This is a genomic window from Enterococcus sp. DIV1083b, from assembly GCF_051713705.1.
Classification (GTDB): Bacteria; Bacillota; Bacilli; order Lactobacillales; family Enterococcaceae; genus Enterococcus_D; species Enterococcus_D casseliflavus.
Genome location: NZ_JBIOQJ010000001.1, coordinates 1,559,260 through 1,582,997, shown reverse-complemented (window position 1 = coordinate 1,582,997; position 23,738 = coordinate 1,559,260). Strand labels below are relative to the sequence as shown.

Below are 23,738 nucleotides of genomic sequence, written 5' to 3'. Positions count from 1 at the left end.
CTAATCAGCAGCTTTTAGCTCAAGAATAGTATCTCTCAAGGTAGCAGCCGTTTCAAAATCCAGTGCTTTCGCAGCATCTTTCATTTCTTTTTCTAATTTCAACAACAAGGTTGCTTTCTCTTCACGACTCAGTTCTTCATAAGAAGTCGTGGTGTATTCGCCAGTTTCTTCCGCCACTTTCGTGATCGCGATCAGATCGCGAATCTCTTTGATGATGGTTTTCGGTACGATTCCATGTTCTTCGTTATAGGCTTCTTGAATACTTCGGCGTCGCGCTGTTTCGTCGATCGCTCGCTGCATCGAATCGGTCATTTTATCGGCGTACATGATTACTTTTCCTTCTGAGTTTCGAGCTGCTCGTCCGATGGTTTGGACTAATGAACGCTCACTGCGCAAGAATCCTTCCTTATCGGCATCAAGGATCGCAACCAGGGAAACTTCTGGGACGTCTAACCCTTCTCGCAGTAAGTTGATTCCGACCAGTACATCAAATTCACCGAGACGCAGGTCGCGAATGATCTCTGTTCGTTCCAATGTTTTGATGTCACTGTGCAAGTATTTGACTTTGATCCCTAATTCTTTAAAGTAATCCGTCAAATCTTCAGACATTTTTTTCGTCAAGGTCGTGACAAAGACCCGTTCATTTCGCTCGACTCGCTCATTGATTTCTCCTACGAGGTCGTCAATTTGACCCATGATCGGTCGTACTTCGATCACCGGATCTAACAGACCAGTCGGACGAATGATTTGTTGAACGACGGTATCGGTTTGATCGTATTCATAGGGGCCAGGTGTTGCTGACACATAGACGATTTGATTGACATGCTTCTCAAATTCTTCCAAGCGTAACGGACGGTTGTCCAGTGCAGAAGGCAAACGGAAGCCATAATCCACTAACATTTGTTTTCTAGCACGGTCACCATTATACATCCCACGAACTTGGGGCATCGTTACGTGTGATTCGTCGATTACTAATAGAAAATCATCTGGGAAGAAATCCAATAACGTATAAGGCGGTTCGCCTTCTTTTCGTCCATCCATATGGCGAGAGTAGTTTTCGATTCCTGAGGTATACCCCATTTCTCGCATCATTTCAATATCATAGTTGGTTCGCTGCTCTAAACGCTGTGCTTCCAGCAGCTTATTTTCTGCTCGCAAAACTTTCAGTCGTTCATCGAGTTCACTTTGGATCGAAGCGATCGCATGTTCCATATGGTCTTCATTGGTCACAAAGTGCGTTGCCGGAAAGATCGACACATGTTCGGTGTCACTCATGATCTCGCCCGTCAAGGCATCGACTTCACGAATCCGATCGATTTCATCGCCAAAAAACTCAATGCGTAACGCTCGCTCATCACGAGAAGCTGGGAAAATCTCCACAACATCGCCGCGCACGCGAAAACGTCCCCGTTGAAAATCGATGTCGTTTCGTTCAAATTGGATCTCGATCAATTCTTTTAATAGTTGATCCCGAGACTTTTCCATCCCTATTCGTAAAGAAACAACCTGTCTGGCATACTCGATCGGCGAACCTAAACCGAAAATACAGGAGACAGAAGCTACAACGATCACATCGTTTCTCTCTAATAAAGAACTTGTCGCCGAGTGACGCAGCTTATCGATTTCATCGTTGACACTGGAGTCTTTTTCGATGTATGTATCACTGGAAGGAACATACGCTTCTGGTTGATAGTAATCATAGTAACTGACAAAATACTCGACTGCATTATTTGGAAAGAAGTCCTTAAACTCGCCATATAATTGTCCAGCCAATGTTTTATTATGGGCAATGATCAATGTCGGTTTATTGACTTCCTTGATTAGATTAGAAATCGTATAAGTCTTACCGGTCCCAGTGGCTCCCAACAAAATCTGTGCTTTTTTTCCACCGACCACCCCGTCAACCAATTGATGGATCGCTTCTGGTTGATCCCCAGCTGGTTGATATTTTGATACTAAGTCAAATTCATGGGAAGTTGTTCTTTCGATCATCTTCATTCCCCCTCGATTATTCTAAACGACAACAAAAAAAGAAAAACTCGCTGCCGCTTTTCCATAAATAAGTATATCATAGCGAACATACTTTCGCCATCATTTGCTATGAAAGTTTCATGCGATTAAGCATAACTTAACATGTTTGATTTTCTAACATCTGATGTGAGGTTTAAGCAATTTTGTCATATTTTTAAAGAGAAAGACTTGTGTGTTGAAGAAAAAATCCATATAATCTATAAATACGTTATATCTAAAGGGGGAATTTTCTTGAAAAGAAAACACATGTCCTTCGCTTTAATCGCGCTGATTATCAGCATTTTTACGCTATCAGTAAAGTCAGCAAGTGCGGAGGAAACTACGTATAAGATAGGAACAGATTTAACATTTGCTCCTTTCGAATTCCAAAATGAAAATAATGAATACGTTGGGATCGATATAGATTTATTAAACGCGATCGCTGAAGATCAAGGTTTTGCAGTTGATTTACGTCCTTTAGGTTTTGACGCCTCCATTCAAGGCGTGCAATCAAATCAGTTAGATGGCATGATTGCTGGGATGAGCATCACTGATGAACGTAAAGAAACGTTTGATTTCTCAGATCCTTATTTTGATAGTGGGATTCAAATGGCGGTAGCTGCGGACAATGACAGCATTACTAGCTACGAAGATCTTGAGGGCGAAACGGTCGGTGCAAAGGTCGGTACCGAAAGTGCCCGCTTTTTAGAAGAAAATAAAGACCAATATGGCTACGACATCAAACTTTATGATGACGCTACTGGGTTGTATGGCGCTGTACGCAATGGTACTGTGGCAGCCGCTTTTGATGATTATCCAGTGCTTGGCTATGCCATCAACAACGGCGAACCGATGAAACTTGTCGGCGAACCTGAAAAAGGTGCTTCTTACGGATTCGCTGTCAGAAAAGGCCAAAATCAAGAACTACTTGAAAAATTCAATGCTGGTTTAGCCAACATGAAAGCTTCTGGCAAATACGACGAAATCGTCAATACTTACATCACAACGTCTGATTCAGATGCAGACACCAGTGAAATGGTGAAAGTCGAACCAAAGAAAGATGTTTACCGAATTGCCAGTGACTCCGCCTTCGCTCCATTTGAATTCCAAAATGAAGACAATGAGTATGTAGGGATCGATGTTGATTTAATGAATCGGGCGGCAGAATTGCAAGGGTTCAACATTGAATTCAATTTCATCGGTTTTTCAGGAGCTTTGCAAGCCTTGGATGGTAACCAAGCAGATGGGATGATCGCTGGGATGACGATCACTGATGAGCGTCGCCAATCCTACGACTTCTCAGACTCTTACTTTGAAAGCGGCATTCAGATCGCTGTAAAAGAAGGCAATGATTCCATCAATTCCTATGAAGATCTAGATGGAAAAACCGTTGGTGCGAAAGTGGGGACAGAAAGTGCAGACTTCTTGATCGCCAACGAAGAAAAATATGGCTATTCGATCAAATATTATGATGCGGCCGATCAATTATATGCGGCTGTTAACGGCGGACAAATCGATGCCATGATGGATGATTATCCAGTGATTGGATATGCCATCAGCCAAGGTCAAAAACTAGTGACACCGATTGAAAAAGAATCTGGCGGTCAGTACGGTTTTGCGGTGAAAAAAGGCCAAAATCCTGAACTGATCCAAATGTTCAATGAAGCATTGAAAGAAATGAAACGGACTGGCGAGTACGATCAAATCATCAATAAATACATTGAAGATGGCTCTGCCACAGAAAAACGAGTGGATGAATCAACGATCACTGGTTTGATCAGCAACAACTATAACGTCTTATTAAAAGGTTTATGGAATACCCTTTTACTAGCATTGATTTCTTTTGCCTTAGCATTAGTGATCGGCATCATTTTTGGACTATTTAGTGTTGCTCCAATCAAAGCATTGCGGGTTTTTGCAGGGATCTATGTTGATATCATTCGTGGTATTCCTATGATGGTATTGGCTTTCTTCATCTTCTTCGGCCTTTCCGATGCCATTGGTATCACGATTCCCGACTTTGCAGCCGGGGTCATTACATTGACTTTAAATGCCAGTGCCTATATCGCTGAGATCGTCCGTGGCGGGATCAATGCGGTGCCAAAAGGTCAGATGGAAGCCTCTCGTAGTTTGGGGATGACCTACACTCGGACAATGCAGAAAATCATTTTACCGCAAGCGATCAAAATCATGATTCCATCTTTCGTTAACCAATTCGTTATCTCGTTAAAAGATACAACGATCATCTCGGTTATCGGAGTCGTAGAATTATTGCAAACTGGGAAAATCATCGTTGCTCGGACTACGCAAAGTACCTATGTTTACTTGATCATCGCGATTATTTACTTAGTCGTGATCACAGCTTTAACGAAACTTGCAAAAGTTTTAGAAAAGAAGGTGAAATAGCATGAAAGAAAAAATCTTAGTTGAAAATCTTGTAAAAAAATACGGCGACAATACCGTATTGAACAATATCAATGTTTCAATCGCTGAAGGAGAAGTCGTTTGTGTGATCGGTCCTTCAGGATCTGGGAAATCGACGTTCTTACGCTGTTTGAACCGCTTAGAAGAACCAACCAGCGGCGATATAATCGTTGACGGCGCACATCTGATGGATAAAAACACCAATATCAATGCTGTTCGTCAACATATCGGCATGGTGTTTCAGCATTTCAATCTCTTCCCTCACTTGTCGGTTTTAGAAAATATCATTTTAGCACCGATGGATCTAAAAAATGCTTCTCGGCAAGAAGCGGAAAAGAACGCAATTCGTTTATTAGAAACGGTCGGTTTGGCAGATAAAAAAGACATGTACCCTGACAATCTGTCTGGAGGACAAAAACAACGGGTGGCGATCGCTAGAGCTTTAGCAATGAATCCCGATGTGATGTTGTTCGATGAACCAACCTCCGCACTCGATCCAGAAATGGTTGGCGATGTACTCAATGTTATGAAGGATTTGGCAAAACAAGGAATGACCATGGTAATCGTTACTCACGAGATGGGGTTTGCCAAAGAAGTAGCAAATCGTGTGATGTTTATTGACGGCGGGAACTTCTTGGAAGACGGTACACCTGAGCAAATCTTTACCAATCCTAAGCATGAGCGTACCAAAGACTTCTTAGACAAAGTATTGAATATTTAAAAAAACCTCTGCATCAGTCCGACGAAGGAACTGTTGCAGAGGTTTTCTTTATTGCTTGTTTCGTTTCGTTTCATCTGCGATCCGCTTTTGATTTTCCCCCAAAAACACTTTTGTATCGATGGGGTTTGCTTTGTTCGCCCCGCCGATGCCAGTATCAACCATTTTCCCCCAGCCCTTCAACGGCTCTTTCCCTGCTGCACGAAGCTTGGCATTTTTTAACCGTAATGCCTGCTTTTTTGCTTCTTTTTTCGCTTGATGTTTTTCTTGCCATTGCTTTAAGATGCTCATATTCCTTCCTCCTCTCCGTGTTATGAAAAAAATCATTCCTTACATAAATTCTTAGCAAAAGGTATGCTGGTTCCTGTTGATCTGGTAAGAGTAAACAGGATTCGCCTTTAAAATAGCAAATTTTTATTGAGTAGTTAAATCTATTATAACATTTCCTTTTCAACATCGTAAGCTACAGATACCAATTTTACTAAAACCATGAAAGGATATTGAAAATCAAGTAGCCAGATCGGAAGCAACATGTTACACTTATTAAACACCACTCCCTCCAAATCTAAATAGGTATACAAACATTTTTCTTTTTTATTTTATAGCAACTGACGGGATTTTTCTAATAAAAAACCAACATTAAAATAACAAAGAAAATTAACGAAATCATTTTGGAGGAACCTATCTTATGAAAACCATCTTTTTATTTCCCTTACTAATGTTACTCTCCCTCTTTCTCACTGGCTGTACCTTAATTGACGAAATCATGGATGACACCACCAAGAGCAGTTTTTCACCAGAAGCAACGTCGTCTTCTCAATCTTTGTCAGCTGATTCTGAAACCATAGCTTCTTCTTCCAGAACTGAGAACCACACATCAGAACCCGCATCTGAAACAGCTCGTTCTTCTGATGACTTTGCACAAGCTCAGAGCAGTACCGAAACAGCTGCCCCTCAATTTTCGTATTGTGAACAATTGCAGATCGGGCTGCCGCGACGGTGGAATCGAACAGTCAACAAAGACTTACTCCACCAATTGTAAGAAGGAATGTCCTGCGATCAAGTTCTTGAGATCATGGGTGGACTGCCTTCTTGGCGACTAGCGGTTGTTGGTGTGGAATCTAATGCATGGATTAATTCCGATGGTGAGGCAATCATTGTCACTCTTATTAACCGAACCGTTTCTGATGTGACCTGGCATGATCAGTTTTCTGAATCAGAAATTGAGTAATCCATTAAGCGATCTCTCGTAACTAAGATTGGCAAAATGCGTGATGAAATTCAAACACCTCTATTATCATGAGTCGTCTAAAAAACTTAGGAGTTTAAGGATAAAATGAAACTGAATCGTCCTATGAAAAAAATCCGGGAGCATCGCAGAAGAAGTCTGTTTCTTTGTTTGGGCATTAGTTGTTTTTTACTCAGAGCTGTCCTCTTCTACAGCGAAAATCAACCAGCAGTTGCCTACGAGCAGTTTTTAGAGATCGATTACTTAACTGCTTTACTGGAAGAAAGACCTTCCCCTGAATCTATCAGCGATCTTGGCCTCGCTCTCATCAAACGGAGTGATCGGGTAAACCAAGAGCGCAGTGCCATTAACCGAAAGCGGCGCCGCGAAAATGTGATCGTCACGGAAGAGACTAGAAAAGTTTTTTCTCCCGATCAAGGAGCAATGGTGGATGAAGTAAGAAAAGTAACCACTCGTTTACCTGATTCAGCCATTGATTTGTTATCAACGATGGCTGACCGCAGCGCTCTCGAGACCAAAAGAGTTCCTTTAGGTTCAAGGGACAAACTGTCCAAAATCAGCTTTGATTTTGACTCCGATAACGCGGGAAATGAACATTTATCTAGAATCACATTGGTTGATGTATCGGAATTTTTCGGTATTGATTTCTCACAATTCGGGAAAGAGGATGATGTTGAGGAGATCAAAGAGACATTGATCGAGCAGTATGGTTTAGATGCTCACATCAGAGACGTTAGCGCCATTCGGAGACTTTTCTTTGTTCATGAAGGATTTGAGTTTTACATTAGTCATACCTATAATCCAAACGGAGTTGGCATCACCGTCCAAGCAGTAGAACCATAAACAAAAAATAGTGAATCCCCGTCTCTTTGCGGGTTTAACAAAAAAGGCGTCTGCGAATCCAAACGCAGGCACCTTTTTTCTACTTCTATTTTTATTTAGGCAAAAACGGTCGACCAATTGTCACGTTCATCAAGAAATTCTTGCGCTAATTTTTGCGCACCCTCTAAGGTATGGTTCGCCGCCCAACCGCATTGCACTTCATTGCTGGCAGGTACTTCAGTTGCTTGCAAAACGTCCTTCATAGTTTTTTCTAGGACGGTCAAAATCTCTTCATAATCGTCGTGATTCAAGACAGTCAAATAAAAGCCGGTTTGGCAGCCCATTGGTGACCAGTCCACGATATAATCCGCATGATTACGAATCAATTCTGCCGTCAAATGTTCTAGCGAATGCAGACTTGCCATATCCATATGTGCTTGGTTCGGCTGCTTCAAACGGACATCATATTTGATGATGGTATCATTTGTTCCTTGTTTTTTATCGGCAACCCGTACATAAGGTGCTTTGACTTTCGTATGATCCAAATTAAAGCTTTCAACATTCATTTTCATTGTACTTCTCTCCTACTCTTTTTGTGCTTCCACAAGCCAAACATACTCATTGATTTGCTTAAAACGACTGGTAAACCCATGTTGGCGAAAATATCGTTCGATATCCGCAGTAACTGGATAGTACTCCCGTTGCAGATCAGCGGCTAGTCGCTGGTGTCCAGCTTGCCGCGCTTCATCGATTAGCTCCATTTTTCGTGCTAGGGAAAGAAACATCGTATCCCCGAACATCACTTTCCCGCCTTTGGGCAGCATCGCAGCATATTTGCCGATTGCCCGTTGTTTTTCGTCCTCCGTAAGATGATGAAAAACATAGGTAGAAACGATCGTATCAATGACATCCGTGATCTCAGGAAAAACCTCCATATCACCATCTACAAAAGTCACTTTAGAAAGACTGGGTTTTGACTTGGCGATTCGCCGCATCTCTGGCGATGGCTCGATTGCCAGCACGTTTTTTCCTTGATCAAGCAGAGCTTGTGTTAGATTTCCAGTTCCACTACCAAATTCTACCACAGACTGCCCTGCTTTTTCAGCAATTTCAGCGAGTAACTGTTCATATTTGAAAAAAACCGCTCGATACTCTTCATCCTTACCTGCAACTGTTTCATCGTACTCAGCTGCCCAGTCAGAAAAAATTGGAATAAACTCTCTCCCCATCACTAGCTACCTGCCTTTTCAAACGCTTGCTCTAAATCTGCCTGCAGATCCTCACCGTCTTCGATGCCCACCGACAACCGAATCAAGCCATCTTTGATCCCAGATTGCTCACGAATTTCTTTAGGGATCGAGGCATGGGTCATCACGGCTGGCACTTCTACCAAGCTTTCCACGCCACCTAAACTTTCTGCTAAAGTAAAAATCTTTAATGATTCAACAAAGCCGGCTGTTTTCGTTTCATCGTTTAGTTCAAAAGATATCATACCGCTATACCCAGACATCTGTGATTTGGCGATCTCATGACCTTCATGGTCAATCAATCCTGGATAATAAACCTTTGCAACAGCTGGATGTGCTTGTAAGTAGTGGGCAATTTTCATCGCATTGTTTTGATGTGCTTTCATCCGCAAAGCAAGTGTTTTGATGCTTCGCTGAATCAACCAGCTATCATGAGGCCCCAATACACCGCCAATAGCGTTTTGTAAAAAGGCAATTCTTTCGGCGATTAGCGGCTCTTTGGCAACCGCTAATCCAGCTACTACATCACTGTGTCCACCGAGATACTTGGTAGCACTGTGAATCACAATATCTGCGCCTAATTGTAGCGGCTTTTGAAAGTAAGGGGTCGCAAAGGTATTATCCACGATCGTCAAAATGTCCTGTTTTTTAGCTAGTTGGGCAATGATTGCGATGTCCGTGATCTTCAATAATGGATTAGTCGGCGTTTCCAGAAAGATCGCTTTGGTTTCTGGAAGGATGGCTGCTTCAACGGCAGCTAGCTCATTTGTTTTGACAAGTGAATAAGTCAACCCGCTTTTTTCTAATACTTGATGAAGCAAACGAAATGTCCCCCCATAAACGTCATCTCCTAAAATGACATGATCTCCTGTCTGAAAAAGCGTGAAGATCGCATGGGTGGCTGCTAATCCAGAGGCAAAAGCAAACCCTTGAGCGCCTTCTTCAAGATCCGCAATCAATTCTTCTAAGGCAAAACGAGTTGGGTTGCCTGAACGACTGTATTCATATTGCTTTGGCTGACCAAGAGCATTTTGCCGATAGGTAGATGTTTGGTAGATTGGCACACTGACTGCACCGGTGAATTCGTCTTCGCTGATACCGCCGTGAATTACTTTTGTATTAAAATGCATTGTTTGTTCCTCCTATGAATGGTGTGATTGCTGATTGGCCAGCATAAATCTTTTTTGATAGATAGCGGTCGCCACCATCGGGAAAGACTGTGGCGATCGAGCTTCCGGTTGGTAATTCGAGGCTTTCTTTTACTGCTGCTGCCATCACGGCTCCACTTGAACTTCCAACAAGCAGACCATAGTTTTTTGCCAAGTAACGCGTAAAAGCAAAGCCTTCCGCATCACTGATCGTATAAATTTGATCAATACGTAAATCGTCAAAAAATTGTGGAATGAACTCAACTCCGATCCCTTCAATCTCATGTCCATGGGCAGGCCCGCCATTTAAGATCGATCCTTCTGGTTCAACGACAGCAAGTCGAGTGCTTGATTTTTGCTTCTTTAAGTATGTTGCGACACCCGCGAAGGTCCCCCCGCTACCAGCTCCAGCAACAAAGCTGTCAATTTTTCCAGATAACTCCTGAAAGATCTCTGGGCCTAAGGTTGCTTGGTAGGCTGCAGGATTGTTTTGATTGTGAAATTGCATTGGCATAAAACTATTTGGCAGCTGTTTTGCTATTTTCTTTGCTTTTTCAATCGCCCCTTGAATGCCTGCTTCAGTGGGCGTATGAACGATGGTCCCGCCCAACGCTTCAATCAGTTGCTGCTTTTCAAGGCTAAATTTTTCAGGAATGACAAAAATCATTTTTAAGCCATACTCGATCCCAGCTAAAGCTAAACCAATTCCAGTATTTCCCGCTGTCGGTTCGATAACGGTTGTCTCATGATCGATCACATGCTCACGAAACGCTTCATCGATCAAATACTTTCCTAAGCGGTCCTTGATACTTCCACCAGGATTCAAATACTCAAGTTTCGCATAGATGGTACTTCCCTTTTTGCCGCCAAATGCTGCGGCATCAAATTCAAAGAATGGGGTGTGCCCAATCAATGCTTTTATATTATTAACGATCATCGCTCGACTCCTCACTCAACTTTGTTTGGCACAGCTCGTATGCTTCATGTACTCATTTTCATTTGCAATCATCAGCCGTCGCCAATGAAAGCGGTAAAAAACAGCAAACAAAAAGGGGTACTGACTATTACATCAGTACCCCAAAAAAATGTCGTCTTATCCGGATAGAAGTGAATCACTAAAGAAACTTCAGCGATCTTCTGCGACAAAGGAACTAATAATAGGCATGACAAATCGGTATGCTGCTTTTTGCACCATACAACAACAACAGGTAGTTTGTGTGTTGACGTTTGTCATGTCTTGTTCCCTCCTTTAATTTGCTTGTTATCAAAATAGCACGACTCTTTTTTATTGTCAAACGTTTTTTGAAATCACCGAGCACACATTGATGACCTTTAATAAAATAACATCATAGAGGATAGTAAGCACTCACATAGGCATCCACGGCTTTGATCGCTGCTGCAACATCTTCTGCAGAAACCGGAAATGGCATATTGTGGATCGTTTCCCCTTCGATGGTTGCTTGCTCGCCAATTTTTAATAGGTCTGCATCGCTGGCTTCCGCAAGATGCATGTCGGATAATGTCGTCGGTAATTCTAATGCCTGATACAATTCTATATATTGGTCGAGCTCTTCAGGATCTGCATTTTCCAGCATCAATTGAGTGAGTGTTCCGTAAGCAACCTTCTCACCATGGGTCAGATCATGAACGTCTCCTTCAAGGGCTGTCAAGCCATTATGAATCGCATGAGCTGCTGCCAGACCTGCACTTTCAAAGCCTAATCCACTAAGCAAAGTGTTGGCTTCCACGATTTGTTCAAAAGCTTCGGTAACGACTTGTTTTTTATTCGCTTGATAGGCTTTTAAGGCATTCTCAAAAAGGATCTCTTCGCATTTTTCAGCGATCGCCATGCTGGCAATTGGTTGCACTCCGCCGACCATATTTTTACTATGGCTTCGAGCAACAGCACGTGCCTCGACATAGGTTGCGAGTGCATCCGCAATACCAGCGGCTAGCAATTTGGCAGGCGCTTTGGCAATCACAGCGGTATCCACTAAGACAAGTTCAGGATTTTTGTTATAAAAACGATACTTTTCAAAACGACCTTCATCAGTATAAATAACAGAAAGTGCCGAAGTTGGTGCATCAGTGGAGGCAATCGTTGGCAAAACAGCAATCGGTATTTTCAATTCATCCGCAACAGCTTTCCCAGTATCGATGGCTTTCCCACCACCTAATGCGGCAATCACTTCGATTGATTCACTTTTGGCTTTAGAGACGATACGATCGATTTCATTTGCAGAAGCTTCTCCACCAAAAATTTCTTTTACCGGTTCTAACTCGGCTGCTTTCAGGTTCTCAAATAGTTCTTCACCGGCAATTTTCCAAACAGTTTCATCGGTCAAAAGAAGCACTTTCTTTCCTAAATCTTTGATATGGGATAACCCATGCTTCAAGACCCCTTTTCCTTGAACGTATCGTGACGGACTCGCAAATATTCTTTCCATTGTATCTCCTCCTTTAATTGGTCTACTTTTATTGTGACACACTAAGCAAGCGATTTCAAAGGAAAAGAAAAAAAGATGGCCAAGAAGATTCGATTCTTGCCCATACTGCACATTTATAGCCATACAAACACTCATGCCCTTATAAAACGGATGGTTTTATAAGGGCATGAGTTGGATTTTTTCATGGTTATTTCTTTTTCCCACCAAAAGCATCTTTCATTTTATCAAAAAATCCTTCTGGTTGTTGTTCGTTCGTTTCATGGCCACTGGCTTTTGCATAAGCCCGCAATGCCTCTTTTTGTTCCTCATTTAAGTTCTTAGGTGTGATCAGCTTCACTTTGACCTGTTGATCGCCATTGCCGCCTCCCCGTAAGCGAGGGGCTCCCTTGCCGCGTAAGCGGAAGTTTGTGCCTGTTTGCGTACCAGCTGGAATTTTTAATTTCACATTCCCATGAACCGTTGGTACATTGACTTCGTCGCCTAAAGCAGCTTGGACAAAGTTTAACGGCAGTTCGTAATAAATTTCCGACCCATCACGGTCAAAAATATCACTTTCTTCCACTCGGAAAACAACGTACAGATCACCATAAGGACCACCATTGGTGCCAGCTTCTCCTTGACCAGACAAGCGCATTTGTTGTCCATCTTCGACACCTGCAGGTACGTTGACTTTCACACTGTGTTTTTTCTTTTCATGGCCAGTACCATGACATGTTGTACATGGTTCTTTGATTTCTTTCCCAGTTCCATGACAAACATCACAGGTTTGACGGCTCATCACACGACCAAGCGGTGTTTGACGTTCAACATTGATGGTACCTGCACCATGACATTTATGACAGGTTTCTGGTGAAGTACCTGGTTTTGCCCCGTTCCCACCGCAGGTATGACAGGTTTCTTCACGATTGTATTGAACAGTTTTTTCCACTCCGAAAATCGCTTCTTCAAAGGAAAGATCAACCGCATATTGCAAGTCCGCTCCTTGTCGAGGTGCATTAGGATTGGCTGCTCTGCCGCCTCCACCACCGAAAAACGATTCGAAAATGTCTTCAAATCCACCAAAACCGCCACCGGAGAATCCGCCACTGTTAAAGCCGCCGAATCCACCGCCATAACCGCCTCCGTAGTTCGGATCGGTACCAGCATGACCATACTGGTCATAAGCAGCTCTTTTTTGGGAATCACTTAATATTTCATAGGCCTCAGAAATCTCTTTAAACTTTGCTTCTGCATCAGGTTCTTTATTGATGTCTGGATGATATTGTTTTGAAAGCTTACGATAAGCTTTTTTGATTTCGTCATCCGAAGCCCCTTTTTGTAGACCTAAGACCTCATAATAATCTCTTTTGTCTGCCATTGGCTTCCCTCCACTATATTCTTGCGTCTCTCGTATTTTAGCATATAATTCGCTCTAGAAAAATACGTTTCGCAAATTCATAAGAAAAAGCCAAAGCGGTGACTTTGGCTTTTTCACAAACAGCGATTATTTATCGTCACCGTCTACTTCTTCAAAGTCGGCGTCAACCACATCGTCTGCGCCGCCTTGTGCAGCTTCTGGATTTTCTTGTGCTTGTTGTTGTGCTGCTTGTTCGTATAACTTAACAGTTAAGTTTTGTACGATTTCATTCAAAGCATCACGTTTCGTTTTCATTTCTTCTAAGTTGTTTGCTTCAAGTGCAGCTTTCAACTCATCACGAGCTTCTTCCGCTTTTTTGACTTCGTCTGCATCCACTTTGCCTTCAAGCTCTTTCAATGTTTTATCAACAGTGAACAACAAAGCATCGACGTCATTGCGTAGATCAACTTCTTCTTTGCGTTGTTTGTCGGCTTCAGCGTTTGCTTCAGCATCTTTTACCATGCGTTCGATTTCTTCATCTGATAAACCTGAAGATGATTTGATCGTGATTTTTTGTTCTTTTTGTGTACCTAAATCTTTTGCAGAAACATTGACGATCCCATTTTTATCAATATCAAATGTTACTTCGATTTGAGGGATGCCACGAGGTGCTGGTGGAATATCCGTCAATTGGAATCTACCTAATGTTTTGTTGTCAGCTGCCATTGGGCGTTCTCCTTGCAAGACATGGATATCAACGGCTGGTTGATTGTCTGCTGCAGTTGAGAAGACTTGTGATTTACTTGTAGGGATCGTTGTGTTACGATCGATCAGTTTTGTGAAGACGGCACCCATTGTTTCGATACCTAATGATAATGGTGTAACGTCTAGTAAGACGACATCTTTCACATCACCTGTGATCACGCCACCTTGGATCGCAGCACCCATCGCTACCACTTCATCTGGGTTTACTGATTTGTTTGGTTCTTTATTGGTTTCTTTACGAACAGCATCAACTACTGCTGGAATACGTGTTGAACCACCAACTAAGATGACTTCATCGATTTCTGATTGTGATAAGCCAGCATCTTTCAAAGCTTGACGTACTGGAATTTTTGTCCGTTCGACTAGGTCTGCGGTCAATTCATCGAATTTCGCACGAGTCAAGGTCATTTCCAAGTGCAATGGACCAGCATCACCAGCTGTGATAAATGGCAAGCTGATTTGAGTACTTGTTACACCTGACAAGTCTTTTTTCGCTTTTTCAGCAGCATCTTTCAAACGTTGCAAGGCCATTTTATCTTTTCCAAGATCAATGCCGTTTTCTTTTTTGAATTCTGCTACCATGTGATCGATGATTTTGTTATCAAAGTCATCCCCACCTAGGTTGTTGTCCCCAGCAGTTGATAATACGTCAAAGACGCCATCCCCTAATTCAAGGATCGATACGTCGAAAGTACCGCCACCTAAGTCAAAGACTAGGATTTTTTCATCTTTATCTGTTTTATCTAATCCATAAGCTAAAGCTGCAGCAGTTGGTTCGTTGACGATCCGTTCTACTTCAAGACCGGCAATTTTACCAGCATCTTTGGTTGCTTGACGTTGCGCATCGTTGAAGTATGCAGGAACAGTAATGACTGCTTTTTCAACTTTTTCACCTAAATAGTCTTCGGCAAATCCTTTGATGTATTGAAGAACCATTGCGGAAACTTCTTGTGGTGTGTAAGATTTGCCTTCAACTTCTACTTTGTATCCAGCTTCACCCATATGGCGTTTAATAGAAGAAATCGTATTCGGGTTTGTTACTGCTTGGCGTTTTGCAACTTCCCCTACTTGGATCTCACCGTTTTTGAATGAGACAACAGAAGGTGTGGTACGGTTCCCTTCTGGATTCGTAATGATTTTTGCTTCGCCACCTTCAAGGACAGCAACAGCTGAGTTTGTTGTTCCTAAGTCGATACCGATAATTTTACTCATAAGTAATACACTCCCTTTTTTAATTTAAACATCTACTTATAGATAGAAAGAACTATTGTGCAACGATGACCATGCTTGCACGCAAGACACGATCATGCAATTTATACCCTTTTTGCAAGACAGTAACGATTGTGTCTGCCGGTGTTTCATCAGAGGCAGGTACAGTCTGCACCGCTTGATGCAAGTTCGGATCGAACATTGCACCTTCAGCAGGAATCTCTTCGATTCCCTCTTCTTTTAAGGCTTGACGCAGACTTTCAAGAACCATTTCAACGCCTTTTTTCAAATTCGCAGCTTGGTCTTGATCGACATCTGCTGCCATCGCTCGTTCCAAATTGTCGATTGCTGGCAACAGTTTTTTGCCAAGATCTTGCGAGCGGTATTTTTGTAAAAGTTCCCGCTCGTTGCGGTTACGTGAAGTGATATTTGCGATCTCTGCACGAGCACGCAGGAATTGATCTTCCAATTCGTTATTCTTTTCTTGCAAAAGTTCCAATTCGCTTTTTTCCACTGCTTCTTCCTCTGGTTGAGGAGTCTGTGCTTCAGTTTCAGTTGATTCATTTGAAGATTCAGTTGTTTCTGCGGTTTCTTCAGCAGTTTTATCTAATTCTTCATCTAAACGCTCTTCTTTTTCCGTCACGTTTCAACCATCCCTTCTACGATTTGTTTCATTGCCGCTTATTCATTGGCAGCGTCCAATGCGCGATAATAATCGGCCAATTTTTTTGCTAACTCGCCTCGAAAAACTTCCATCAATCCAAACATCCGTGAATACGGCATACTTGATGGACCTAATAAAGCGATCGTTCCTTGTCCATGACCTTCGATTTCATAGCTGGCTTGGATCAAACTCATATTTTGTAACAAGTCGTTGCCAAGCTCAGAGCCGATTCTGATTTGAATCGCAGAATCTCTTGGCGCCAGCAGCTGTGTCAGCTGATCTGCGTTTTTCATAAATGAATACATCGATTTGAACTGACTAACATCTTGCGTCGGTTCAAAATCCAGAAGATTCATTCGCCCGCCGACGAAGATTTTTTCTTCAAAAATATGGCTCAGCATCGTATCAAAGAGATCAACGATTCCGTCAGTCGTTTGAAAATACTTATGCAGAATCATAGGAATCTCGGTTCTTAATCGATGGTAGACCGTCATTAGAGGTTCACCGATCAATTTGTCGTTGATGATCCTTACCATTTTTTCCAAATCTTCGCTGCTCATCGATTCAGGAAGAGCAAAGACTTGATTTTCGACATTTCCTTTATCCGTCACGATGATCGCGATGATCTGTCGTGCATTCAAAGGGACGATTCGAAAGCCCGTCAATTTCCTTTCCTTCATATCTGGTCCGAGAGACAACGCTGTATAGCTAGTCAAGTTGGACAAGATCGTGGCAGACTGCTGGATGATTTCATTGATTTCATGAAAATCTTTTCCAAAAGAATGACGAATGGTTTGAATTTCGTTTTGGTCAACTTCAGATGGCTTCAATAAGTGATCAACGTAATAGCGATACCCTTTTATTGATGGCACACGCCCTGAAGATGAATGTGTTTTTAGCAGAAGTCCAGCTTCTTCCAGCGCCTTCATCTCATTACGAATGGTGGCAGAGCTAGCTTCAACCCCATCTTCCATCAATCGCTTCGAGCCCGTGGGCTGACCAGTATTCGTATAGTTTTGGATGATGAGGTGTAAAATCATTTGTTGTCTAGGTGTCAACATTTTATCCACTCCTCCGTTAGCACTCATTCCTATTAAGTGCTAACACGATTATAAATATACCATATTTGCTAGGAATGTCAAGTATTTGCATCACTTTTTTAGCACTCTTTCTAAGAGAGTGCTAAAAAAGAAATCAAAAAAAGAAGCAGCGCGAAATGGCTACTTTTCTTCCTTGTTCTTTCTTATTTTTCTCCATCCAAGAGAAATGCTTCAAACACTTCGTTGCCAATGAACATCCCAGCTTTCGTTAAAAAGACACGATCACCTTGACTAGCCAACCAGCCTTGTTGAATCAACTGTTCGCTAGTTGAACCATAGATTTCCTGAAAAGACTTCCCGAATTTTTCTGCAAAGCGTATTTTTGAAATGCCAGCCTTTTTACGAAGGCCTAAAAACAGTTCCTCTTCCATTTGATTACTGGTTGTCAGTTCTTCGGTTTCATGGATTGGCAATTGATTTTCCTGTAATGGTTTCAAATAATGCTGGATTGGACCTTTATTCTTGTAGCGGGTCTGTCCAAGATACCCGCTGGCGCCTGCCCCAAATCCAAAATAATGTTCATTGTTCCAATACACTAGATTATGCAAGGACTCATACCCTGGTCGTGCAAAATTACTGATTTCATATTGATTCAAGCCAGCTTTTGTCATCGCGGCGATCGCCTCATCAAACATCTGCGTTTCAGCTTCTTGAGAAGGCAGCGCCATTCTGCCTTGGCGAACCCAGTTCATAAACATGGTTTTGTTTTCTAAAATCAAGGAATACATCGCATAGTGAGGCAACCCGAGATCAATCGCTCGCGTCAGTGTATCACGGAAGCTTTCTATGCTTTGTCCCGGAAGTGCATAAATCAAATCGATCGTCACATTCTGAAAATCATGTTTTTCCAGCAGCTGAATGGTTGAATAAACATCTTCAGCGGTATGCTTGCGGCCAATTTTTTTAAGCAAGCGATTATCAAAGGTTTGGACCCCCATCGACAAGCGAGTGACTTGATGGTTTTTCAAAACCAGCATTTTTTCTTCACTCAAATCACCAGGATTTGCTTCCATGGTAAACTCTTTGGTTGTGTGGGTCGGCAGCAATTCATGCACACCTGAAAGCAATCGATCCAGCTGGTTCGCCGAAAGCGACGTTGGCGTCCCGCCGCCGATATAAATTGTTTCCGCCTCATTGATAGGCTGACGCAAGAGGGTCAGCTCAATTTCTTTTAGTAACGCTTCGATGTACTCATCCACTGGCTGCCCTTCTAAAAACACTTTGTTGAAGTCACAGTAATAGCAGATATGTTCACAGAATGGTATATGTATATACGCAGAAATATTTTGCGCGCTTTTTGTAGATGGATCGTTTATTGTTTGACCTTCAGGCATTCCTAAGTGATTCTCCTCTACCTTCTTTTTACTCCCATCGCTGAGAGCATCGGCACTCATTGTAGCATAGTTCTTAGAATTCTCCTATCACTTGGACTATTTTGGGCAAGAAAAAACACCACTTCCAAGAAGTGATGTCTTCAAATAGTCATAGCAAAAATTAAGAGCACTACTCTTATTAAGTACGGTAAAATACCGCTTTTGTTCTTATCCCACCCAGAAAAAAATCTGTTTGTTACAAGAACTAACACTTCCCCCAAACTGTTAGCGCCACAATAGATAAGCTGTTGCTGACGGCTTACTTAACAAGAGCAGGACTCTTATTCTTGAAAGACAATTGCTTGTCTTATCTGACTTAAGTATACCTTTTTTAAAAAATTAAGTCCTATCATCTTTTTCACCAGTCTATGAAAACGATGAGAATCATCCCCTTGGCGACCGTTATAGAATGTGCAGCAAAATATCGATCAGATAGCGGATCAACCGATACGCAATAAATAAGAAGAAAATATTTCCCAGCAAGAATTGAAAAACATTGCCGATCGATCCCTTAAAGGAGCGAAAGCTGAAATAACGCGACCAACGATTGAACCCGTTTTGGCGATTTCGTTTCAAACGATACGCTTCATCATATTTCATTTCCAAGAGGTCATAGTAAAAAATCATCAAGGGTTGTTGCACAAAGAAAACTTTTTTATAGCCTGCCATCAACGTGTACTGTTTATTATTGGAAGGGAAATTGCGATTGCCGTTTTTCTTCACGCGCATCGTTGTTCCATCGTTCATTGGGAACGCATAATGATCCTCGAATTCTGTCAGTTGATGAATTTGCGGCACCTGATTTTCTTCTTCAAAAGCACGTACGACCTCACTCGCTTTCTGAGAAAGTGAAACCAGCCACGCCATCATCCCTAGCAAAATACCTAGCAAGATGATATTTAAAAGCAAACTTTCTTGTAACAAAAATAAATAACCTAACATAATCAAAATCGCCACACCCAGGGCAATCATTCTTCTACGGAAATAACTGCGATACATCAATTCAAAAGAGCGCCGATAATAGGCAAAATCTTCTTTTACAAAATCCATTTTTTCCACATCTTTCTGCGTTTAGGTTGCTGATAATGTATCAAAGATCCTTTTGAAAGTCAATTTACCGAAAAAGTTTCAGCGTCTGATTTGTTTCAAACAAGAAAACGTTTTATAATGGAAGATGTAACAAAAAAAGCGATGAAAGTAGGTTGAGATACGTGATATTACAAGAAACATTTACCTTGCAGAACAAACTGACGATTCCTAAGATTGGCCTTGGAACCTGGCAATCTTCTCCAGAAGATGCTTACAACGCCACAAAATTTGCCATTCAAAACGGTTATCGACATGTCGATACAGCGGCAGCATACAAAAACGAAGAAGCGGTTGGGAAAGCTGTGCGCGATTCAGGCGTTGCCCGCGAAGAAATTTTTGTTACCACGAAAGTACCTGCTGAGTTGAAGACCTACCAAGAAGCGGTTGATAGCATTGATGCTTCTCTAAAAAAACTTGACTTAGGGTATATCGATTTGATTTTGATCCACGCCCCTCGTCCTTGGAAAATCATGGGAAACAATCCAGAAAACAAAGATTTTTATCTTGAAAACATCGATGTTTGGAAAGCATTAGAAGAAGCCTACTTAAGTGGGAAAGTAAAATCAATTGGTGTTTCCAACTTCGATCAAAAAGATTTACAGAATATTTTTGATCATTGCGATGTGAAACCGATGGTCAACCAGTTTGTTTACCATATTGGACGCACAAATGAAGAGTTATTGGCATTTTGTAAAGACCACGAAATTTTAGTGGAAGGCTATTCTCCAATCGCCACCGGTCGTTTACTCGATAACGATGCAGTGAAGACGATTGCGGAAGCTTATGGAAAATCTATTCCACAACTTTCAATTCGTTACTTGCTACAAAAAGACATTCTGCCATTGCCAAAATCCGTTCATGAAGAATACATTTCTGACAATGCCAAAGTTGACTTTGAAATTTCTGAAGAAGACATGAAGAAATTGGATGCGTTGCAAGCTTAAGAATGCTTGCGTTTAATTGAAAAAAGCAGTCCGATCAAGTCCAGTAAATGCTGGTCATGGATCGGGCTGCTTATTTTGTTCTAAAACTCTGTTTAGAAAAACAACCGTTTCTTAGTTTGTCAAAGCTGGAATCTTCTTATGTTAGTTGCTCAAAGGTACCCCACACTTTTACTTCTTGTTTTTCTACCATCGTTCTGCCTTTCGCTAGAACCGTTTCTACTGTTAATGATTCTTTGTTCAGCAAGCAAATATCAGCATCCATCCCTGCTGCAAGACGTCCCTTTTGATCAAGCTTCAATACTTTCGCTGGATTAGAAGTGATTGCTCGAATGGCGATCTCCAATGGAATCTGCTCTTTTTGGACTGCTTCTTTAATGCCTACCATCAGCGCTCGCGAACTACCGACACCCAGACCTATGAATTGATTGTTTTCATCAAAGTACGGGAGGCTGCCTTGCCCATCAGAGGTCATGGTAAATTGATCCAGCCCGATCCCTTCTGCTAACAAACGCTTCAGTCCTTTACTGAAGCGAACCTCATCGTCTTCTTTTTCCCAGAAATCAGGATCCTCACTCGCCGTAAAATCAATCGTTCCACCCATTTTTGCAAAAGCAATACTTGCTTCGAAAAGCTCGCTAGTCCGATTGGCATGTGTCGGTAAAAATTGGCTGATTGGAATCTCTGTTTCTTCGATAGTTCGTAAAAGCAGCTCATATTTTCTCTTTCCTCCACCTAAGTGGACGTTTACGATGCCTGCTTTTCCAGAGAGCATCCCACCAACACGGGCATCCGCCACCGCGCGGGTAAATTCTTCGAAACTCGGTTGTGAAGAACGATGGTCAGAAACGGCAATTTCACCGATACCAATGATTTTGTCAATAGTCAAAAAATCTTGAATGATAGAATCGGTGACCGGAGTCAATGGCAATCGATAAGAACCGTCATACAAGTACGTCGTGATGCCTTCTGCCTCTAGTCCACGGGCCTTACTGATCAAGGCAGTCATATCTCTGCCTACTCCGTCAGTACCCAAACAGCCAACCACTGTCGTTACCCCCGCAGAGGTCAGCTGAGACAATTTCACTTCTGGTGTCCGGTTCTGAAAGCCGCCTTCCCCGCCACCTCCTAAGATATGAAAGTGGCAGTCAATAAAGCCGGGCACAGCGAGTAACCCTGTGCCATCGATTTCTTCAAGAGGAACCCCTGAGAATCCTCCTTCGATCGAATCTTCAATAGCAATGATCTTGTCTTCGCTTAATAGAATATCTTTTTTTCCTAAATAGTCAGGCGTGTAAACCTCTGCTTGTCGTATCACCTTCATGAGTGCTTCCTCCTTGTGTCTGATTGCTTCTTATTGCAAGCCGATCGCGACCGCAATAAAGATGAAGATCGTTCCTAATACAAATAAGAACCCTTGCATTTTGATCTGGAATTTCGCCCATTTCACCCATTCGATTCTTGCGACACCTAGCACACCGATCAGACTTGCCGATACTGGAGTGAAAGCATCCATGAAGCCTGAGCCTAATTGATAAGCCAATACAGCGATCTGTCTTGAAACTCCCAAAAGATCAGCTAATGGCGCCATGATCGGCATGGTCAATGCAGCTTGACCTGAATTTGAAGTCACGATCAAATTGAAGAAGCTTTGGAAAATGTACATGAACCAGGCACCAATAAAAGCTGGAACATTGCTTAACAAACCGCCGATGCTGTGCAAAATCGTATTCAACGCTGATGGCACATTGGCATCAGAACCGCCGAGAACCAGAAGAATCCCTTTGGCCATCCCTACAACGATTGCAGTTCCTGCCAATTCTGAGGCCCCTGATTGAAAGGCACTCGCCACATCATTCAAGCCCATATTTTCTAATTTGAAAAGAACCGCTATGATTCCTGCCCCTAAGCCCATAACAAAGAATTGAGAAGCAATCTCGGGAATATAGTAGCCTTTCTGCGTCACACCCCATACGATCCAGATCAAAACCGCCAGCATTTCAACCAAGATCAATTTATGACCTAATAAAAATGGTTTTTGCTCACTGGAGGTTTTTTCAAGATGATTTCTAAAATACGCATCCGATTGATACGTTAGCGATTTCTCAGGATTCTTGCGAATTCTTTCGGCATAGATCATGAGGTACCCTGCGGATAGTGCGGTAACCACGACCCACATGATGATTCGGAACGTTGCGCCTGAAAGAACGGGAATACCTGCGATCCCTTGAGCTACTGCCACACTAAACGGACTCATCCACGAGGTGGCATTTCCAATCTGGGAGGCGACATAGGTGACGGTGACCGCCACGATCGAATCATACCCCAATGCGATCACGAAAGGCACCATGACCATCGAAAACGGAATGACTTCTTCTGCCATCCCAAAGGTAGCGCCCCCAAATGAAAAAGCAAAGAACAACAGCGGCAATGCCAAGCGTTCTAATCCACGAGTTTTGCTGATAAATGCAAAGATCCCCGCATCGATCGCTCCCGTTTGCATGATAATACCAAATGCACCACCAACCACTAAAATCAGTGCTGCAATCCCAACTGCTGAGCCGTATTTGTCGCCAGAAACCAACCCTTCAAAAACAAAATTTAAAAAGCCGAAACCGCCAAAGTCATCGGTTCCCCAAACCTTGGCTGTTTTGTGCAGTTTTTCTGAAGTATCATAAATCTTTTCGCCATAAAGGCTGTAAAGGGTGTCATCCGTTAGCCCGACCTCATCTAATTGACTCTGGGACAACTCTTTAGGACCTTCAGCTAGAACAGCTGCTAAAGCCTCAGGATCGACATCTAATTCTGCCAACTCTTGTGGATCCTCTTCCAATTGATTCAACTGTTGATAGACGTATTCGTTATCTAACGGGTAGGCATAACGAAACGAATCTTGCATCAAGACCGTTCTGGTACTTATGTCCCCATTTGCATCGGTATACTCGATTTCTTGTGTACTAAATTTCCCAGCAGGAACTAAGAAAGTCAGCAACCATGCCAACAGCACAACCCCAAAAATGATGACATACGTATGCGGCGTTTTCATTTTGGTTAAATCTTTCTTTTCTTTCCCCTTTTTCGCTTTTTTTCCAATTGTCACTTTTTCTCTCCCTTTCCCTTTGCAGCGTACTGCATAAATTATCATTTTAGCCTATTTTTTAGTATATCGAAAAAACGTTTTTTCCTCATGGGGAAA

20 protein-coding genes are annotated in these 23,738 nt (G+C 42.3%); 5 read left to right on the top strand and 15 right to left on the bottom strand.

The features are described from left to right. Positions 1-1,992 carry an excinuclease ABC subunit UvrB gene (gene uvrB / locus IGI69_RS07285; protein ID WP_438740236.1) on the bottom strand — a complete coding sequence of 664 codons (1,992 nt, stop codon included), beginning with the start codon at positions 1,990-1,992 and terminating at the stop codon, positions 1-3. 270 nt (positions 1,993-2,262) lie between these two features. Between uvrB and IGI69_RS07280 the strand changes: the two genes are divergently transcribed. Together IGI69_RS07280 and IGI69_RS07275 are read left to right on the top strand one after the other, a co-directional pair. Further along, a complete protein-coding gene (locus IGI69_RS07280) occupies positions 2,263-4,416 on the top strand; it encodes an amino acid ABC transporter substrate-binding protein/permease (RefSeq protein ID WP_010748161.1) in 2,154 nt (717 codons plus the stop codon). Between the two features lies 1 nt (position 4,417). After that, complete coding sequence (locus IGI69_RS07275; RefSeq protein ID WP_005225946.1) at positions 4,418-5,155, top strand: amino acid ABC transporter ATP-binding protein; 738 nt, start codon at positions 4,418-4,420, stop codon at positions 5,153-5,155. A gap of 48 nt (positions 5,156-5,203) precedes the next feature. Here IGI69_RS07275 and IGI69_RS07270 read toward each other — a convergent pair whose 3' ends face one another. Beyond that, positions 5,204-5,443 (bottom strand): hypothetical protein, encoded by a 240-nt coding sequence (locus IGI69_RS07270; protein ID WP_438740233.1) that lies wholly within the window; start codon positions 5,441-5,443, stop codon positions 5,204-5,206. A gap of 397 nt (positions 5,444-5,840) precedes the next feature. Here IGI69_RS07270 and IGI69_RS07265 point away from each other — a divergent pair, with 397 nt between their 5' ends. Next, positions 5,841-6,194, top strand: a complete 354-nt coding sequence (locus IGI69_RS07265; protein WP_438740231.1) for a hypothetical protein — start codon at positions 5,841-5,843, stop codon at positions 6,192-6,194. Between the two features lie 294 nt (positions 6,195-6,488). Then, positions 6,489-7,244: a Tat pathway signal sequence domain protein gene (locus IGI69_RS07260; protein WP_438740229.1), complete on the top strand. Its 756-nt coding sequence runs from the start codon at positions 6,489-6,491 to the stop codon at positions 7,242-7,244. A 95-nt stretch (positions 7,245-7,339) separates the two neighbouring features. Here the strand turns inward: IGI69_RS07260 and IGI69_RS07255 are convergent, their stop codons facing one another. The 11 genes from IGI69_RS07255 to IGI69_RS07205 all read right to left on the bottom strand — a co-directional run bounded on the left by IGI69_RS07255 (position 7,340) and on the right by IGI69_RS07205 (position 19,562). Then, on the bottom strand, positions 7,340-7,795 hold the full coding sequence (locus IGI69_RS07255) for an S-ribosylhomocysteine lyase (protein ID WP_008382180.1): 456 nt from the start codon (positions 7,793-7,795) through the stop codon (positions 7,340-7,342). Between the two features lie 12 nt (positions 7,796-7,807). Then, on the bottom strand, positions 7,808-8,452 hold the full coding sequence (locus IGI69_RS07250; protein WP_438740227.1) for a class I SAM-dependent methyltransferase: 645 nt from the start codon (positions 8,450-8,452) through the stop codon (positions 7,808-7,810). 2 nt (positions 8,453-8,454) lie between these two features. Continuing rightward, a complete protein-coding gene (locus IGI69_RS07245) occupies positions 8,455-9,600 on the bottom strand; it encodes a cystathionine gamma-synthase (RefSeq protein ID WP_438740225.1) in 1,146 nt (381 codons plus the stop codon). Continuing rightward, positions 9,590-10,555 carry a PLP-dependent cysteine synthase family protein gene (locus tag IGI69_RS07240; RefSeq protein ID WP_438740223.1) on the bottom strand — a complete coding sequence of 322 codons (966 nt, stop codon included), beginning with the start codon at positions 10,553-10,555 and terminating at the stop codon, positions 9,590-9,592. The genes IGI69_RS07245 and IGI69_RS07240 overlap by 11 nt, the downstream gene beginning before the upstream one ends. Positions 10,556-10,964: 409 nt before the next feature. Further along, the gene (locus IGI69_RS07235) at positions 10,965-12,065 is read right to left on the bottom strand and encodes a glycerol dehydrogenase (RefSeq protein WP_034857973.1); all 1,101 of its coding nucleotides are present in this window, start codon (positions 12,063-12,065) and stop codon (positions 10,965-10,967) included. 187 nt (positions 12,066-12,252) lie between these two features. Then, a complete protein-coding gene (gene dnaJ, locus IGI69_RS07230; protein WP_005225937.1) occupies positions 12,253-13,422 on the bottom strand; it encodes a molecular chaperone DnaJ in 1,170 nt (389 codons plus the stop codon). 126 nt (positions 13,423-13,548) lie between these two features. After that, positions 13,549-15,378, bottom strand: a complete 1,830-nt coding sequence (gene dnaK, locus IGI69_RS07225; RefSeq protein WP_005225936.1) for a molecular chaperone DnaK — start codon at positions 15,376-15,378, stop codon at positions 13,549-13,551. 52 nt (positions 15,379-15,430) lie between these two features. Further along, entirely contained in the window at positions 15,431-16,018 is a 588-nt protein-coding gene (gene grpE / locus IGI69_RS07220; RefSeq protein ID WP_005225935.1) for a nucleotide exchange factor GrpE, read from the bottom strand. Positions 16,019-16,056: 38 nt separating this feature from the next. Further along, positions 16,057-17,100, bottom strand: coding sequence for a heat-inducible transcriptional repressor HrcA (gene hrcA, locus IGI69_RS07215; RefSeq protein ID WP_087627396.1), 1,044 nt, complete (start codon positions 17,098-17,100; stop codon positions 16,057-16,059). 182 nt (positions 17,101-17,282) lie between these two features. Beyond that, positions 17,283-18,473: a radical SAM family heme chaperone HemW gene (gene hemW, locus IGI69_RS07210; protein ID WP_373191961.1), complete on the bottom strand. Its 1,191-nt coding sequence runs from the start codon at positions 18,471-18,473 to the stop codon at positions 17,283-17,285. Positions 18,474-18,914: 441 nt separating this feature from the next. Next, positions 18,915-19,562, bottom strand: coding sequence for a hypothetical protein (locus tag IGI69_RS07205; protein WP_438740219.1), 648 nt, complete (start codon positions 19,560-19,562; stop codon positions 18,915-18,917). A gap of 161 nt (positions 19,563-19,723) precedes the next feature. Here IGI69_RS07205 and IGI69_RS07200 point away from each other — a divergent pair, with 161 nt between their 5' ends. Further along, positions 19,724-20,545, top strand: coding sequence for an aldo/keto reductase (locus IGI69_RS07200; protein ID WP_005225931.1), 822 nt, complete (start codon positions 19,724-19,726; stop codon positions 20,543-20,545). Positions 20,546-20,681: 136 nt separating this feature from the next. On the opposite strand, the gene iadA is transcribed toward IGI69_RS07200, so the two are convergent. Continuing rightward, the gene (iadA, locus tag IGI69_RS07195; RefSeq protein ID WP_373191963.1) at positions 20,682-21,866 is read right to left on the bottom strand and encodes a beta-aspartyl-peptidase; all 1,185 of its coding nucleotides are present in this window, start codon (positions 21,864-21,866) and stop codon (positions 20,682-20,684) included. A gap of 30 nt (positions 21,867-21,896) precedes the next feature. Then, positions 21,897-23,588 (bottom strand): putative basic amino acid antiporter YfcC, encoded by a 1,692-nt coding sequence (gene yfcC / locus IGI69_RS07190; protein ID WP_438741503.1) that lies wholly within the window; start codon positions 23,586-23,588, stop codon positions 21,897-21,899. Positions 23,589-23,738 lie beyond the last annotated feature (150 nt).